Annotated in this window: 16 protein-coding genes; 14 read left to right on the top strand and 2 right to left on the bottom strand. The window is 67.0% G+C overall.

Annotation, left to right across the window (positions count from 1 at the left end):
• Positions 1–94 precede the first annotated feature (94 nt).
• The gene (locus BM070_RS08850) at positions 95–898 is read right to left on the bottom strand and encodes an SAM-dependent methyltransferase (protein WP_092939213.1); all 804 of its coding nucleotides are present in this window, start codon (positions 896–898) and stop codon (positions 95–97) included.
• On the bottom strand, positions 895–1,494 hold the full coding sequence (locus tag BM070_RS08845) for a Maf family nucleotide pyrophosphatase (protein ID WP_092939212.1): 600 nt from the start codon (positions 1,492–1,494) through the stop codon (positions 895–897). Before BM070_RS08845 ends, BM070_RS08850 begins: the two co-directional genes overlap by 4 nt.
• 26 nt (positions 1,495–1,520) lie before the next feature.
• Here BM070_RS08845 and BM070_RS08840 point away from each other — a divergent pair, with 26 nt between their 5' ends.
• From BM070_RS08840 to lepB, 14 genes are all read left to right on the top strand, one after another.
• Positions 1,521–2,072 carry a YceD family protein gene (locus tag BM070_RS08840; RefSeq protein ID WP_092939211.1) on the top strand — a complete coding sequence of 184 codons (552 nt, stop codon included), beginning with the start codon at positions 1,521–1,523 and terminating at the stop codon, positions 2,070–2,072.
• Positions 2,073–2,208: 136 nt separating this feature from the next.
• Positions 2,209–2,391 carry a 50S ribosomal protein L32 gene (rpmF, locus tag BM070_RS08835; protein ID WP_092939210.1) on the top strand — a complete coding sequence of 61 codons (183 nt, stop codon included), beginning with the start codon at positions 2,209–2,211 and terminating at the stop codon, positions 2,389–2,391.
• A gap of 126 nt (positions 2,392–2,517) precedes the next feature.
• Positions 2,518–3,570 (top strand): phosphate acyltransferase PlsX, encoded by a 1,053-nt coding sequence (gene plsX / locus BM070_RS08830; RefSeq protein ID WP_092939209.1) that lies wholly within the window; start codon positions 2,518–2,520, stop codon positions 3,568–3,570.
• On the top strand, positions 3,570–4,547 hold the full coding sequence (locus BM070_RS08825; protein WP_092939208.1) for a beta-ketoacyl-ACP synthase III: 978 nt from the start codon (positions 3,570–3,572) through the stop codon (positions 4,545–4,547). Before plsX ends, BM070_RS08825 begins: the two co-directional genes overlap by 1 nt.
• 61 nt (positions 4,548–4,608) lie before the next feature.
• Positions 4,609–5,562 carry an ACP S-malonyltransferase gene (gene fabD, locus BM070_RS08820; RefSeq protein WP_092939207.1) on the top strand — a complete coding sequence of 318 codons (954 nt, stop codon included), beginning with the start codon at positions 4,609–4,611 and terminating at the stop codon, positions 5,560–5,562.
• Entirely contained in the window at positions 5,559–6,311 is a 753-nt protein-coding gene (fabG, locus tag BM070_RS08815; protein WP_092939206.1) for a 3-oxoacyl-ACP reductase FabG, read from the top strand. Before fabD ends, fabG begins: the two co-directional genes overlap by 4 nt.
• A 103-nt stretch (positions 6,312–6,414) precedes the next feature.
• Positions 6,415–6,654, top strand: a complete 240-nt coding sequence (acpP, locus tag BM070_RS08810) for an acyl carrier protein (RefSeq protein WP_003058049.1) — start codon at positions 6,415–6,417, stop codon at positions 6,652–6,654.
• Positions 6,655–6,712: 58 nt separating this feature from the next.
• Positions 6,713–7,957, top strand: coding sequence for a beta-ketoacyl-ACP synthase II (gene fabF / locus BM070_RS08805; protein WP_092939205.1), 1,245 nt, complete (start codon positions 6,713–6,715; stop codon positions 7,955–7,957).
• 73 nt (positions 7,958–8,030) lie between these two features.
• Complete coding sequence (locus tag BM070_RS08800; protein WP_092939204.1) at positions 8,031–8,537, top strand: hypothetical protein; 507 nt, start codon at positions 8,031–8,033, stop codon at positions 8,535–8,537.
• 133 nt (positions 8,538–8,670) lie between these two features.
• Positions 8,671–9,300, top strand: a complete 630-nt coding sequence (gene rpoE, locus BM070_RS08795) for an RNA polymerase sigma factor RpoE (protein WP_092939203.1) — start codon at positions 8,671–8,673, stop codon at positions 9,298–9,300.
• Positions 9,301–9,370: 70 nt separating this feature from the next.
• Positions 9,371–9,985, top strand: a complete 615-nt coding sequence (locus tag BM070_RS08790; protein ID WP_092939256.1) for a sigma-E factor negative regulatory protein — start codon at positions 9,371–9,373, stop codon at positions 9,983–9,985.
• Positions 9,986–10,259: 274 nt separating this feature from the next.
• Positions 10,260–11,735, top strand: coding sequence for a Do family serine endopeptidase (locus BM070_RS08785; protein WP_092939202.1), 1,476 nt, complete (start codon positions 10,260–10,262; stop codon positions 11,733–11,735).
• Between the two features lie 503 nt (positions 11,736–12,238).
• A complete protein-coding gene (gene lepA, locus BM070_RS08780; RefSeq protein WP_092939201.1) occupies positions 12,239–14,047 on the top strand; it encodes a translation elongation factor 4 in 1,809 nt (602 codons plus the stop codon).
• An 11-nt stretch (positions 14,048–14,058) separates the two neighbouring features.
• Entirely contained in the window at positions 14,059–15,024 is a 966-nt protein-coding gene (gene lepB, locus BM070_RS08775; protein ID WP_092939200.1) for a signal peptidase I, read from the top strand.
• Positions 15,025–15,133: the final 109 nt, after the last annotated feature.

The raw sequence follows: 15,133 nt of genomic DNA, 5'->3' as shown, positions 1-15,133 counted from the left end.
GTGGGCAGGGCGCAGGCCCTGCACGCAGCACACATAGAAAAGAAAAAAGCGTGGAGCCTTCGGTGGCTGCCACGCTTTTTTGTTGCCCTGGCGGCTATCGCCCGATCAGGAACACGGCCGGCGTGCGGTTGTCCGGCGGCTCCGGCTGCTGGCGCCACTGCCGCACCAGCCGGCTGGCCGTGCGCGCCGTCGCCAGCGTGAGGCCGCTGGCGATCGCCAGCCGCGTGTTGGGCTGCAGCGTCTGCAGCAGCGCCTGCCAGAGGACGGCGTTGCGGTAGGGCGTTTCGATGAAGAGCTGGGTCTGGCCCTGCTTGAGCGCCAGCGATTCGAGTTCGCGGATGCGCTGGGCGCGCTCGCCGCCGTCCTGCGGCAGATAGCCGGTGAACGCGAAGCCCTGTCCGTTGAGGCCGCTCGCCGCCAGCGCCAGCAGCAGCGACACCGGGCCTACCAGCGGCACCACTGGCAACCCCAAGTCGTGCGCGGCGCGCACCACAGAGCTGCCCGGGTCGGCCACGGCCGGCATGCCGGCTTCGCTCACCAGGCCGATGTCGTGGCCTTCCAGCGCGGGCGCCAGCAGCGGGCGGGCGTCGAAGGGCGCATGGCCGGCCGCGCCGTGGTCGCCTTTCTTGTGGACTTCGCGCGGCAGCTCGGTGATCTGCTGGGCCTGCAGCGGCGCGGCCAGGGGGTGGAGGGCATCCACCCGCTTGAGGTAGGCGCGGGTGCTCTTGGCGTTCTCGCAGATCCAGTGCGTAAGGCCCGCCGCGGTGCGCAGCGTGGCGTCCGGCAGGGCAGAGCCCAGCTCGGCCTGCGTGTCGCAGCCGAAATCCAGCGGCGCGGGCACCAGATAGAGCGTGCCCTTGGCGGCGGCTGCCGCGGTGGTGGTGGCCGGCGCGTTCATGGCAGCACCAGGCCGGCGGCCCGCAGCAGGCGGCAGGTGCGGATCAGCGGCAGGCCGATCAGCGCGGTGGGGTCGTCGCTCTCGATCGCGTCGAGCAGGGCGATGCCCAGGCCCTCGCTCTTGGCGCTGCCGGCGCAGTCGTAGGGTTCTTCGGCGCGCAGATAGCGCTCGATCTCGGCGTCGTCCAGGTCGCGGAAGCGCACGCGCACCTCGGCCAGCTCGGCCTGTTCGAAGCCGCTGGCCTGGCAGACCACCGCCACGGCGGTCTGGAAGATCACCGTCTGGCCGCGCATGCGGCGCAGCTGCGCGGTGGCGCGTTCGTGGTCGCCGGGCTTGCCCAGCGGCTCGCCCGCCAGGTCCGCCACCTGGTCGGAGCCGATCACCACCGCCTGCGGGTGCTGCGCGGCCACGGCGCGGGCCTTGGCCAGCGCCAGGCGCAGGGCCAGGTCGCGCGGCGCCTCGCCGGTGTGCGGGGTTTCGTCCACGTCGGGGGCGGCGACGTCGAAGGGCAGGCGCAGCCGGCCCAGCAATTCGCGTCGATAGCGGGAGGTGGAGCCCAGGATGAGCGTGCGGGAAGAGGGGGTGAGGTCAGGCATGCGGGCGATTCTCTTACACTGCATCCATGACCAAGGAATACTCCCCGAACCGTCTGGATGTGAAGGCTTTCGCCCTGGCGGGCGGGCATCTGTCGCACCGCGATTCGCTATTGAAATACGAGCGCCTGGCCCAGGAAGCGCAAGGGCTGCACCCTGATCTGATGGTCGATTGGGAGGCTCATGGCGAAGTGCGCAGCACCCACGGCATCGGCGGCCAGGTGTGGCTGTGCCTGAAGGTGCGGGCCACCGTGCCCATGGTGTGCCAGCGCTGCCTCACGCCCGTCGATGTGCCGCTGGAGGTGGACCGCGAATTCCGCTTCGTCGCCGACGAGGCCACCGCCGAGGCGCTGGACGACGAGAGCGAGGAAGACCTGCTCGCGCTCAGCCGCGAATTCGATCTGCACGAACTCATCGAGGACGAGCTGCTGATGGCCCTGCCCGTGGTGCCGCGCCACGATGTCTGCCCCACGCCCGTGGCGCTGGCGTCCAGCGACGAAGACTTCGAGGAGGCCAACGCGCAAAAGCCCAATCCTTTCGCTGCGCTGGCGTCGCTCAAGAATGACAAAGCAGGCGACTGAACGGCCCTCTGGCCGCGAAAAAGCAAGTCGGCTATAATCGAGGGCTTCGCGCGAATCCCCTCGTGTCTATTCAAGAAGATGGGCTGGGTGGCTGGGTCGCGTTTTACCAACCCTCTCCAAGACTCAGGAGCCGACCATGGCTGTTCAGCAAAACAAGAAATCTCCCTCCAAGCGCGGCATGCACCGTTCGCACAACGCCCTGACGACGCCGGGCACCGCCGTGGAAACCACCACCGGCGAAATCCATCTGCGTCACCACATCAGCCCCAACGGCTTCTACCGTGGCCGCCAGGTGCTGAAGAACAAGTCCGAAGCCTGACCGGACTAGGCGCCTCGCAGGCCGCCTGAGGCCCGTTGCTACATTCAGCGTAGCGCGGGCCTTTCTTGTTTCTGCCTTCCATTCATCTCATCAACGGATCGCTTCGCCGGTCCAGACAAGTCGCCCATGATCACACTGGCTGTTGACTGCATGGGGGGTGACCACGGCCCCAGCGTCACGCTGGCGGCGTGCCGCCGATTCCTCGAACAACACTCCGATGCCCGCCTGCTGCTGGTCGGCACTGCCGACGGCCTGAAAGGGCTGGAGCACGAGCGCGCCACGCATGTCCTGGCGACCGAAGTCGTGGCCATGGATGACCCGGTGGAGGTGGCGCTGCGCCGCAAGAAGGATTCGTCCATGCGCGTGGCCATCCAGCAGGTCAAGGACGGCGCGGCGCAGGCGGCGGTTTCCGCCGGCAACACCGGCGCCCTGATGGCCATCGCCCGCTACCTGCTCAAGACGCTGGACGGCATCGACCGGCCGGCCATCGCCACGCAGATGCCCAATGCCAAGGGAGGCGCCACCACGGTGCTGGACCTGGGCGCCAACGTCGATTGCACGGCAGAGCACCTGCTGCAGTTCGCCGTCATGGGCTCGGCCCTGGTGTCGGCGCTGCAGGAGGGGGGCGAGCCCTCCGTCGGCCTGCTCAATATCGGCGAAGAAGTCATCAAGGGCAGCGAAGTCATCAAGAAGGCGGGCGAGCTGCTGCGTACCGCCGGCAAGAGCGGCGATCTGAATTTCTACGGCAACGTGGAAGGCAACGACATCTTCAAGGGCGTCGTCGATATCGTGGTGTGTGACGGTTTCGTGGGCAATGTGGCGCTCAAGGCCAGCGAGGGCGTGGCGTCGATGATCGTCGGCGGCCTCAAGCAAGAGTTCAAGCGCAACATCTTCACGAAAATCGCGGCGATCGTGGCCTATCCGGTGCTATCTGCGCTCATGCGGCGCATGGATCACCGGCGTTACAACGGCGCGGCGCTGCTGGGCCTGCGCGGCCTGGTGTTCAAGAGCCACGGTTCGGCCGATGCGCTGGCTTTCGAGCAGGCTTTGAGCCGGGCGTATGATGCGGCCCGCAACAACCTGCTTGACCGCGTCCGGACGCGGGTGGCGCACGCAGCGCCGCTTCTGGCCCCTGCCGAGACGCCGCCAGTGCCCGGAATGGCCGCGGCCACACATTGATGAGACGCTATTCCCGCATCACAGGCACCGGCAGCTATCTGCCTCCGCGCCGCCTGTCCAATCAAGATCTGGTGGCCGAACTGGCCCAGCGCGGCATCGAAACCTCGGACGAATGGATCGTGGAGCGCACCGGCATCCGTGCGCGCCACTTCGCCGAGCCCGATGTCTGCAGCAGCGACCTCGGGCTGGAGGCTTCGCGCCGGGCCATCGAGGCCGCCGGCCTGCAGCCGAAGGACATCGACCTGATCATCGTCGCCACGTCCACTCCGGACATGGTGTTCCCCTCCACCGCCTGCATCCTGCAGAACAAGCTGGGCGCCAACGGCTGCCCGGCCTTCGACGTGCAGGCCGTGTGCAGCGGCTTCGTCTATGCCCTGACGGTGGCCGACGCCATGATCCAGTCCGGCGCCGCCAGCCGCGCGCTGGTGGTGGGGGCCGAGGTGTTCAGCCGCATCCTCGACTTCAATGACCGCACGACTTGCGTACTGTTCGGCGACGGCGCCGGCGCCGTGGTGCTGGAGGCTTCCGAGCGGCCCGGCATCCTCGCCAGCGACCTGCATGCCGACGGCAGCCATGTCGGCATCCTCTGCGTGCCGGGCAATGTCTCCGGCGGCCAGGTGCTGGGCGATCCGCTGCTCAAGATGGATGGCCAGGCCGTCTTCAAGCTCGCCGTCGGCGTGCTGGAGAAGGCCGCCCGGGCCGCGCTCGACAAGGCCGGCCTGACCGAAGCCGACATCGACTGGCTGATCCCTCACCAGGCCAACATCCGCATCATGCAGAGCACGGCCCGCAAGCTGAAGCTGTCGATGGACAAGGTGGTCGTCACCGTGGACCAGCACGGCAACACCTCGGCCGCGTCCATTCCGCTGGCGCTCGACCACGGCGTGCGCTCGGGGCAGGTCCAGCCGGGCCAGCACGTGCTGCTCGAAGGGGTGGGCGGCGGCTTCACCTGGGGCGCGGTGCTCCTCAAAATGTAGCGGCATGCGCTTGCCTGGCAAGCGCTGCAGCCACTTTCTTTTTCGAAAAACCCAAGTGAACATGTCGAAAACCTTTGCTTTCGTTTTTCCTGGCCAGGGCTCGCAGTCCGTCGGCATGCTGGACGGCTGGGGCGATCACCCGGTCGTGGCGCAGACGCTGCAGGAAGCCTCCGACGCGCTGGGCGAAGACGTCGCCCGCCTGATCCATGAAGGCCCCAAGGAGGCGCTGGCCCTGACCACCAACACCCAGCCGGTGATGCTGGTGGCGGCCGTTGCCGCATGGCGCGTCTGGCGCGCCGAGGGCGGTGCTGCGCCTGCCGTGCTGGCCGGCCATTCGCTGGGTGAATATTCCGCGCTGGTGGCCGCCGAGGTGCTGAGCCTCGCCCAGGCCGCGCCGCTGGTGCGTCTGCGCGCCGCCGCCATGCAGGAGGCCGTGCCCGTCGGCACGGGCGCCATGGCCGCCATCCTGGGCATGGATGCCGCCAAGGTCATCGCCGGCTGCGCCGAAGCGGCCGCCACGTTCGGTGCGGGCTCGCCCGAAGTGGTCGAGGCGGTCAACTTCAACGACCCCATCCAGACCGTGATCGCCGGCACCAAGGCGGCGGTGGACAAGGCCTGCGAAGTGCTGAAGGCGGCCGGCGCCAAGCGCGCGCTGCTGCTGCCCGTGTCCGCGCCGTTCCACTCCAGCCTGATGAAGCCCGCCGCCGAGAAGCTGCGCGCGGCCCTGGCTGGCCTGGAACTCGCCGCGCCGCGCATTCCCGTGGTCAACAACGTGGACGTGGCCGTGCAGCAGGACGCAGACGCCATCCGCGACGCCCTCTACCGCCAGGCTTTCGGCCCCGTGCGCTGGGTGGAATGCGTGCAGGCCCTCAAGGCCCGCGGCGCCACCCACCTCGTCGAATGCGGCCCGGGCAAGGTGCTCGCAGGCCTGGCCAAGCGCATCGACCCCGAACTGGTCGCCGCCTCCATCTATGATCCGGCCACGCTGGCTGAAACCCGAGAGCTTCTGGCATGAGCACCCAAGACAACACCGCCTCCTCCCCACAAATCGCCCTGGTGACCGGCGCCACGCGCGGCATCGGTGCGGCCATCGCCGCTGAGCTGTCCGCACGCGGCATGCGCGTGATCGGCACGGCCACGACGGAAGACGGCGCGGCCCGCATCCAGCAGGCCCTGTCGGCCCACGGCGGCAAGGGCGTGGCCCTGAACGTGACCGATGGCGCCGCCGTCGATGCGCTGGTCGATGCCATCGTCAAGGAATACGGCGGCCTGCACGTGCTGGTCAACAACGCCGGCATCACCCGCGACACGCTGGCCATGCGCATGAAGGACGACGACTGGGATTCGGTGATCGACACCAACCTCAAGGCCGTGTTCCGCTGCAGCCGCGCCGCCATACGCCCGATGATGAAGCAGCGCTACGGCCGCATCATCAACATCACCAGCGTGGTGGGCGCCTCGGGCAATCCCGGCCAGGCCAACTACGCCGCCTCCAAGGCCGGCGTGGCCGGCATGACGCGCGCCCTGGCACGCGAGCTGGGCAGCCGCAACATCACCGTGAACTGCGTGGCGCCCGGTTTCATCGAGACCGACATGACCGCCAAATTGCCGGAAGAACAGCAAAAAGCACTGCAATCGCAGATCGCGCTGGGCCATCTGGGCCGTCCTTCCGACATTGCGAATGCGGTCGCCTATCTGGCCTCGGCCGGCGCCGGCTATGTGACGGGGCAGGAATTGCACGTCAATGGCGGCATGTACATGTAATTGAAGAAAGTTGACGCCGGTTCTCCGTGCGGCGGGTCGTTCAGGGGCTTTCCCCTTAAGCGGCTAGAATCGCGGATTCATTCACAACCCCCTGAGGGAAACCATGAGCGATATCGAAGCACGTGTCAAAAAAATCATTGCCGAACAACTCGGCGTTGAAGAGTCCCAAGTGACCAACGAAAAGGCCTTCGTGGCCGACCTGGGCGCTGACTCGCTGGACACGGTCGAGCTGGTGATGGCGCTGGAAGACGAATTCGGCATCGAGATCCCTGACGAAGACGCAGAGAAGATCACGACGGTGCAGAACGCCATCGACTACGCGAACACCCACCAAAAAGCCTGATCCTTTTTGCGCGATGGCGCCCGGCCGGGCGCTGTGAACCCCTAGAAAGTTTGAACGCATGAGCCGTCGTCGCGTCGTCGTGACCGGCCTGGGATGCATCAGCCCCGTGGGCAACACGGTGGCTGATGCCTGGGCCAACATCCTCGCCGGAAAGTCCGGCATTGACCTCATCACCAAGTTCGATGCGTCGAACTTCGCCTGCAAGATCGCGGGCGAGGTCAAGGATTTCGACCTGAATTCGTTCATCAGCGCCAAGGATGCGCGCACGATGGACACCTTCATCCACTACGGCATCGCTGCCGCGCAGGAAGCCATCCAGGACTCCGGCCTGCCCACGGGCGAGGCACTGAGCGAGGATCTGGCCACGCGCATCGGCTGCATCATCGGTTCGGGTATCGGCGGCTTGCCGCTGATCGAGAACACGCATGCCGAGCTGTCCAGCCGTGGTCCCCGCCGCATCACGCCGTTCTTCGTGCCGGCTTCCATCATCAACATGGTGGCAGGCCAGGTGTCGATGCGGTTCGGCTTCAAGGGCCCCAATCTTTCCGTGGTGACGGCCTGCACGACCGGCCTGCACTGCATCGGCGAAGCTGCGCGCAAGATCGAATACGGTGACGCCGACGTCATCGTGGCCGGCGGCAGCGAAGCCACCGTGTCGCCCCTGGGCGTGGGCGGTTTCGCGGCCATGCGTGCGCTTTCCACCCGCAACGACGATCCCCAGGCCGCCTCGCGTCCCTGGGACAAGGGCCGTGACGGCTTCGTCCTGGGCGAAGGCGCCGGCGTGCTGGTGCTCGAAGAGTACGAACACGCCAAGGCGCGCGGCGCGAAGATCTATGCCGAAGTCGCTGGCTACGGCATGAGCGCCGACGCCGGCCACATGACGGCACCCAGCATGGACGGCCCCCGCCGCGCCATGCTGGCCGCCCTGCGCAATGCGGGTGTGAATGCCGATCAGGTGGACTACCTGAACGCGCACGGCACCTCCACGCCGCTGGGCGACCTGAACGAGACCAACGCCATCAAGGCGGCGCTGGGCGACCACGCCTACAAGACGGTGGTCAGCTCCACCAAGTCCATGACGGGCCACCTGCTGGGTGGCGCCGGCGGCATCGAGAGCGTGTTCACCGTGCTCGCGCTGCGCGACCAGAAGGCTCCGCCCACCATCAACCTGGTGGAGCAGGACCCGGATTGCGACCTCGACTACTGCGCCAACACGGCCCGCGACATGAAGGTGGACGTGGCGGTGAAGAACAACTTCGGTTTTGGCGGCACCAACGGCACGCTGGTCTTCAAGCGCGTCTGACGCGGGCAGTACCGCTGCCGCCGCGTCCCACGGACTGCCCTCCATCGCTCGGCCCTTGACCCGTGCCGCTGCGATGGACGCTTCCCACCCCGCTTCCTCTTCCTATCACCACCCGCCGGCGGTGCGCTTCCCCGTGGAGCGCAGCGCGCGAGCCGGGCTGGCCCTCGCGGCCCTGATCGTTGCCGGCGCCATGGCGCTGGTGGGTTGGGGCATGGCCGGCGCGCCGACCCATCCGTGGGCACAACCGCTGGGTTGGGCCCTCTGGGTGGTGACGGCCGGGCTGGCTGCCATGCCCTGGTGGCGCAGCCCGCGCGGTACGCTGCAATGGGATGGGGCGCAGTGGTGGTTCCTACCTGCAGGGCAGGCGCTGCCCCTGGCGGCGCGGACCGCGCCCGAAGTGCATCTGGATCTCCAGCGTTGCGTGCTGGTATGCCTGCCGCTCTGCGATGCACCCCGTGTCTGGCTGTGCCTGGAGCGGAATGCCTCGGCGCAGTTGTGGCCGGCATTGCGGAGGGCGTTATATTCGCGCGCCCGGATGGCCGGCAGCACGGCTCCCGCCGGCACCGTATCGGAATCCTGAACGTGCAGGCGATGCGTCATGTCCCTTCGCGCGGCCGCCGGCGGCCAGCCGGCCCGGCCTTTGCGGTGCGGGTCTTGCCCGTCTTTCTTCCAATTCCGCTTGCCGACGTCCGGACAGCCCTTCTTCCTCAAAAATGACAGCATCTCCGCTCCCGTCCAACGGCAATGACAGCGATCTGCAGCTCGTCGAGCGCACGGTGGCGGGCGATCAGCGCGCCTACGAACTGCTGGTCATCAAGTATCAGCGCCGGATCGAGCGCTTGATCGGCCGCATGGTGCGCGACGTCGATCTGGTGCAGGACATCGCCCAGGAGACCTTCATCCGCGCCTATCGCGCGCTGCACCAGTTCCGCGGAGAGGCCCAGTTCTACACCTGGCTCTACCGCATCGCGGTGAACACCGCCAAGAAGGCGCTGGTGGACATGAAGCGCAATCCCGTCATCACCGACAGCGCTCTGCGCGGCAGTGACGATGACGATGAAACTTCCCGCGTCGGCAGCGAACTAACCACCGAAGAAACGCCCGAGACGGTCCTGGCCGCCCGGGAAATCGCCGAAGCCGTGAATGCGGCGATGGAAGCGCTGCCCGAGGATCTGCGCCAGGCCGTGACGCTGCGCGAGATCGAGGGCCTGAGCTACGACGAGATCGCGGCGGCGATGAGCTGCCCGATCGGCACCGTGCGGTCGCGGATCTTCCGTGCGCGCGAGGCGATCTCGGCGCGCGTCAAGCCGCTGCTGGACAAGCAGACGGGCAAGCGCTGGTGAGCTGCGGGGCAGCGGCCGGCGGGTGGTGGGTGGTGGGTGGTTGGTGGGCACAAGCAGCAGGGTGATGGACATGAATACGAATGACGATGTGATGATGCGCGAGCAGTTGTCCGCTCTGGCGGACGGGCAGCTGCAGGGCGAAGACTTTGCGCGTGCGGTGGCTTTCGCCTGCACGGAGGCCGGCCGCGAACAGTGGCAGATGCACCACCTGGTGGGCGACGTGCTGCGCTCGGCCGAGCTGGCCGCGCCCGCCCGGCCGCTGCTGCTCGACCGATTGCGCGAGCAGCTGGCGCAGGAGCCTCTGCCCCAGGCGCTGGCAGCCGGCGAGCTGACGCAGGTGGCGCCCCAATCGCCGGCCCTGGCCGATGCCAAGGTTGCCAATGCCGGGGTGTTCCAGTGGAAGATGGTGGCGGGGCTCGCCTCGATGGCCGCCGTGGCTGCCATCGGCTGGGGCACCTACGCCGGTTCCGTGGCCTCGCAGGGCGGCGGCGCGCAGCTGGCTTCGGCCTCGTCCTCCACGCTGGCGGTGGCGGACGGCAGCAACGGCAGTTCGCAGCAGGTCATGCTGCGCGACCCGCGCCTGGATGAATTGCTGGCAGCTCATCGGCAGTTCGGCAGCACCTCGTCGCTGCAGATGCCGGCCGGTTTCCTGCGCAACGCCAGTTTCGATCCCCCGGCACGCTGAGCCCGTGCAGGGCAGGGCCCACGGCGCCGGGCGCTGGCCTGCCGTACCGGCCGCCTCCCCCAGCGCGGCTTGCGGTGTATGGCGCTGCATTCAAGCCGCCACGCACCGCTGGCTGGCCGTGTCTGCGATGCGGCCCGTTCTCGCGGCATCATGTCGGCCGGGCATGTCCCCACGGCTTTGCCGCCCTTGCAGGGCGGCCACCGCACTTGGCGCGTTCGCGCTATCGTTTTCACTTTCCTCCCCGCACCGAATGTCGCAATTAGAAAGGTCGAAGATGCCCCTGATCGATTGGAAGAACCTGCATGCCCTGGCCCTGGCGGGCGCGATGGCTCTGTCTGGCAGCCTGGCGGTGCTTCCGGTGCAGGCGGCCCGCGCGCAGCCTGCCGCGTCCGTGCGCGGACTGCCGGACTTCACCGATCTGGTGGACCAGGTGGGGCCCTCCGTCGTCAACATCCGCACGGTCGAGAAGGTCTCCGACCGTTCCGGCGGCAATGCGATGGACGAGGAGATGCTGGAGTTCTTCCGCCGTTTCGGCGTGCCGATACCCAATCTGCCGCGCCAGCAGGCGCCGCAGCAGCGCGCACCGCAGCCTGAAGAGCAGTCGCGCGGCGTGGGCTCGGGCTTCATCCTGACCTCCGACGGCTACATCATGACCAACCACCATGTGGTGGACGGCGCCGAGGAGGTCATCGTCACGCTGACCGACAAGCGCGAATTCAAGGCCAGGATCGTGGGCTCCGACAAGCGCACCGACGTGGCCGTCGTCAAGATCGATGCCACCGGCCTGCCTGCCGTGAAGATCGGCGACGTGAGCCGCCTGCGCGTGGGCGAGTGGGTGATGGCCATCGGCTCGCCCTTCGGCCTGGACAACAGCGTCACGGCGGGCATCGTCAGCGCCAAGCAGCGCGACACGGGTGACTACCTGCCCTTCATCCAGACCGACGTGGCGATCAACCCCGGCAATTCCGGCGGGCCGCTGATCAACATGCGCGGCGAGGTGGTCGGCATCAACAGCCAGATCTATTCGCGCTCGGGCGGGTTCATGGGCATCTCCTTCGCCATCCCGATCGACGAAGCCATCCGTGTGAGCGACCAGCTGCGCGCGACGGGCCGGGTGAGCCGCGGCCGCATCGGCGTGCAGATCGAATCCGTGGCCAAGGACGTGGCCGAATCCATCGGCCTGGGCAAGCCGCAGGGCGCGCTGGTGCGCGGCGTGGAAGCGGGCTCGCCCGCCGACAAGGCCGGCGTGGAGGCGGGCGACGTGATCACGCGCTTCGACGGCAAGGCCGTGGAGAAGGCGGCCGACCTGCCGCGCCTGGTGGGCAATACCAAACCGGGCACCAAGAGCACGGTGAGCGTGTTCCGGCGCGGCGTGATGCGCGACTTCCCGATCACCATCGCCGAGGTCGAGCCCGATGACAAGCCGGTGGCCAAGGCGGCCGACAAGGATGCGGGTCCCAAGTCCTCCGCTGCGGCCAAGCAGGTCGGCCTGAGCGTGGCCGAGCTGACCGACGCGCAGAAGAAGGAGCTGAAGGTCAAGGGCGGCGTGCGGGTGGTGGCTGCGGCCGATGCCGCCGCGCGCGCCGGGCTGCGCGAGGGCGACGTGATCGTCTCCATCGCCAACACCGAGGTGGGCAGCGTCAAGGAGTTCGACGCGGTGCTGGCCAAGGCCGACAAGGCCAAGCCGATCAACGTGCTGTTCCGCCGCGGCGAATGGGCGCAGTACGCCCTGATCCGGCCCACCCGTTGAACGCCCTGGGGCCGCTGCGCCGGTGCCATGCCAAGACCCTGGCGTGTGCTCGGGATAGCGGGCGGCCCGGCCGGCGGATGGGGGGTGTTACAAATTCGCTGTGCCGCCGCTCTGGAGCCTCGCCATCCGGGGCGCGGCAGGGCTATGTATGGTTTTCGGTAGAATGCGGGGCGCTCTTACCTGCCTGCGGGCATAAAACCGATGCGGCACACCATGATGTGGGACGCATCTTTTTCATGCACAGGTGTTCCACAGATCGCCCACAAGTTGTTCAGCAAGTTGTTGGCGGTTCTGTGAATAAGCTGTTGATAAAATTCTCGTTGCAAGCCGGCAACGCCTGGGTGGCACCGCTGGCCGGGCTTTCCCGAAAGCCCTTTTTGCCTACAATGAAGTCCCAACTATCGCAGTTGCCAATGATTGTTGGTTCAGGGCGCGTCGCCATTTGACGCGCCCTTTTTTCTTGTGCGCGCCGTTTTAATTCAATCACTTGACGCTTTCCGTTGATGAATCACATCAGAAATTTTTCCATCATCGCGCACATCGACCATGGCAAGTCGACCCTTGCCGACCGCCTCATCCAGCGTTGCGGCGGCCTTGAGGAGCGCCAGATGGAAGCGCAGGTGCTCGATTCGATGGACATCGAAAAAGAGCGTGGGATAACCATCAAGGCCCAGACCGCCGCGCTGCAATACAAGGCCAAGGACGGGCAGGTCTACAACCTCAATCTGATCGACACGCCCGGCCACGTTGACTTCTCCTACGAGGTTTCGCGTTCGCTCTCCGCCTGCGAAGGCGCGCTCTTGGTGGTCGATGCCTCGCAGGGCGTGGAAGCCCAGACCGTGGCCAACTGCTACACCGCGCTCGACCTGGGCGTGGAAGTGCTGCCGGTGCTCAACAAGATGGACCTGCCTCAGGCCGACCCGGACAACGCCAAGGCCGAGATCGAGGACGTGATCGGCATCGACGCGGGCGACGCCATTCCGTGCTCGGCCAAGACCGGCATGGGCATCGAGGAGATCCTGGAGCTGATCGTCGCCAAGGTGCCCGCGCCGCGCGGCAACCCCGACGCGCCGCTGCGCGCCATGATCATCGACAGCTGGTTCGACTCGTACGTGGGCGTGGTGATGCTGGTGCGCGTGGTCGATGGCCGCCTGCTCAAGGGCGAGCGCTTCAAGATGATGGCCTCGGGCGCGGTGTACAACGCCGACAACCTGGGCGTCTTCACCCCCGCCAACGAGCCGCGCAACGCGCTGAACGCGGGCGAGGTGGGCTTCATCATCGCGGGCATCAAGGAGCTGAAGGCCGCCAAGGTGGGCGACACCATCACGCTCGAAAAGAAGCTGCCCAACAACCTGGGCCCTGCCGAGCAGGCGCTGCCCGGCTTCAAGGAAATCCAGCCGCAGGTGTTCGCGGGCCTCTACCCGACCGAGGCGAGCGAATACGACCAGCTGCGCGATGCGCTGGAAAAGCTCCAGCTCAACGATGCCTCGCTGCATTTCGAGCCCGAGGTGTCGCAGGCGCTGGGCTTCGGCTTCCGCTGCGGCTTCCTGGGCCTCCTGCACATGGAGATCGTGCAGGAGCGCCTGGAGCGCGAGTTCGACCAGGACCTCATCACCACCGCGCCCAGCGTGGTCTATGAAGTGGTCAAGGGCGACGGCGAGGTCATCATGGTGGAGAACCCCTCCAAGATGCCCGACCAGGGCCGCATCCAGGAGATCCGCGAGCCCATCGTGACCGTGCATCTCTACATGCCGCAGGACTACGTCGGCCCCGTGATGACGCTGGCCAACCAGAAGCGCGGCGTGCAGCTGAACATGGCCTACCACGGCCGCCAGGTGATGCTCACCTACGAGCTGCCGCTGGGCGAGATCGTGCTGGACTTCTTCGACAAGCTCAAATCCGTGTCGCGCGGCTATGCGTCCATGGACTACGAGTTCAAGGAATACCGCGCCTCCGACGTGGTGAAGGTGGACATCCTGCTCAACGGCGAGAAGGTCGATGCGCTGTCCATCATCGTCCACCGCAGCCAGTCGGCCTACCGCGGCCGCGCCGTGGCGGCCAAGATGCGCGAGATCATCAGCCGCCAGATGTTCGACGTGGCGATCCAGGCCGCCATCGGCGCCAACATCATCGCCCGCGAAACCATCAAGGCCCTGCGCAAGAACGTGCTGGCCAAGTGCTATGGCGGCGACATCACCCGCAAGCGCAAGCTGCTCGAAAAGCAGAAGGCCGGCAAGAAGCGCATGAAGCAGATCGGCTCCGTCGAAGTGCCCCAAGAAGCGTTCCTGGCCATCCTTCAGGTCGAAGACTGAGAAGAGAAACGATGCAAATCATCACATCCCTGGTGCTGGCGGCTTTCGTCGGCTACGTGGGCGCCTGGTACCTGGGCGCCATCGAAGGCAATTTCGCGCTGCTGCTGTTCCTGGCCACCGTGGTCACGGGCTGCTACTGGCTGGCCGAGCGCTTCTACTTCCTGCCGCGCCGCCGCCGTGCGGCCCAGGCCATCGAGGACGCCGCCGTCCAGCGCCGCGCCGAGCTCGACCGCATGGGCATCGCCAAGGTCGATGTGGACGTGGAAGAGGCCAAGGGCCGCATCCTCATGCAGCCCTGGTGGCTGGACTGGACGGCCGGGCTCTTCCCGGTGATCGCCATGGTGTTCCTGCTGCGCTCGTTCCTCTTCGAGCCGTTCAAGATCCCCTCGGGCTCCATGATCCCGACGCTGCACGTGGGCGACCTGATCCTGGTGAACAAGTTCGTCTATGGCATCCGCCTGCCGGTCATCAACAAGAAGATCACCGAAGGCCATGCGCCCGAGCGCGGCGACGTGATGGTGTTCCGCTTTCCGCCGCAGCCCAGCGTGGACTACATCAAGCGCGTGGTCGGCGTGCCGGGCGACGAGGTGGCCTACCTCAACAAGCGGCTGACCATCAACGGCAAGCCCGTGCCCACCACCGAGCTGCCCGACTACTTCGACGACGACGCGATGGCGTACTTCAAGCAGTTCGAGGAGCAGCTGGGCGAGCACCGCCACGGCATCCTGAACAACCCGCAGGTGCCGGCCTTCGTGCAGGGCGCGAGCAACTTCAAGTTCCGCGAGAACTGCCGCTACAGCGTCGAAGGCGTGACCTGCAAGGTGCCCGAGGGCTACTACTTCATGATGGGCGACAACCGCGATAATTCGCTGGACTCGCGCTACTGGGGCTTCGTGCCCGACGCCAACATCGTCGGCAAGGCCTTCTTCATCTGGATGAACTTCAGCAATCCGCGCCGCATCGGTTCGTTCAGCTGACCCGGGCCGCCCGCGCCGCCGCCATGGCGGCGCGCTGCCCGGCGGCAGGCTGGTGGCCGGCCCCGCCGCGAGTCGCCGTGCAACGCTCGTCATCGAGCCGCCGGCCATT

Source organism: Paracidovorax wautersii (genome assembly GCF_900113035.1).
Lineage (GTDB): Bacteria > Pseudomonadota > Gammaproteobacteria > Burkholderiales > Burkholderiaceae_C > Paracidovorax > Paracidovorax wautersii.
The sequence above is the reverse complement of the archived record's forward strand: the minus strand, read 5'-3'. Positions and strand labels throughout refer to the sequence as shown.

What these genes read in the sequence shown, in the direction of transcription:
- BM070_RS08850 (WP_092939213.1), bottom strand. Translation starts at nt 898, where the DNA reads ATGAACGCGCCGGCCACCACCACCGCGGCAGCCGCCGCCAAGGGCACG.
- BM070_RS08845 (WP_092939212.1), bottom strand. Translation starts at nt 1,494, where the DNA reads ATGCCTGACCTCACCCCCTCTTCCCGCACGCTCATCCTGGGCTCCACC.
- BM070_RS08840 (WP_092939211.1), top strand. Translation starts at nt 1,521, where the DNA reads ATGACCAAGGAATACTCCCCGAACCGTCTGGATGTGAAGGCTTTCGCC.
- rpmF (WP_092939210.1), top strand. Translation starts at nt 2,209, where the DNA reads ATGGCTGTTCAGCAAAACAAGAAATCTCCCTCCAAGCGCGGCATGCAC.
- plsX (WP_092939209.1), top strand. Translation starts at nt 2,518, where the DNA reads ATGATCACACTGGCTGTTGACTGCATGGGGGGTGACCACGGCCCCAGC.
- BM070_RS08825 (WP_092939208.1), top strand. Translation starts at nt 3,570, where the DNA reads ATGAGACGCTATTCCCGCATCACAGGCACCGGCAGCTATCTGCCTCCG.
- fabD (WP_092939207.1), top strand. Translation starts at nt 4,609, where the DNA reads ATGTCGAAAACCTTTGCTTTCGTTTTTCCTGGCCAGGGCTCGCAGTCC.
- fabG (WP_092939206.1), top strand. Translation starts at nt 5,559, where the DNA reads ATGAGCACCCAAGACAACACCGCCTCCTCCCCACAAATCGCCCTGGTG.
- acpP (WP_003058049.1), top strand. Translation starts at nt 6,415, where the DNA reads ATGAGCGATATCGAAGCACGTGTCAAAAAAATCATTGCCGAACAACTC.
- fabF (WP_092939205.1), top strand. Translation starts at nt 6,713, where the DNA reads ATGAGCCGTCGTCGCGTCGTCGTGACCGGCCTGGGATGCATCAGCCCC.
- BM070_RS08800 (WP_092939204.1), top strand. Translation starts at nt 8,031, where the DNA reads ATGGACGCTTCCCACCCCGCTTCCTCTTCCTATCACCACCCGCCGGCG.
- rpoE (WP_092939203.1), top strand. Translation starts at nt 8,671, where the DNA reads ATGACAGCATCTCCGCTCCCGTCCAACGGCAATGACAGCGATCTGCAG.
- BM070_RS08790 (WP_092939256.1), top strand. Translation starts at nt 9,371, where the DNA reads ATGAATACGAATGACGATGTGATGATGCGCGAGCAGTTGTCCGCTCTG.
- BM070_RS08785 (WP_092939202.1), top strand. Translation starts at nt 10,260, where the DNA reads ATGCCCCTGATCGATTGGAAGAACCTGCATGCCCTGGCCCTGGCGGGC.
- lepA (WP_092939201.1), top strand. Translation starts at nt 12,239, where the DNA reads ATGAATCACATCAGAAATTTTTCCATCATCGCGCACATCGACCATGGC.
- lepB (WP_092939200.1), top strand. Translation starts at nt 14,059, where the DNA reads ATGCAAATCATCACATCCCTGGTGCTGGCGGCTTTCGTCGGCTACGTG.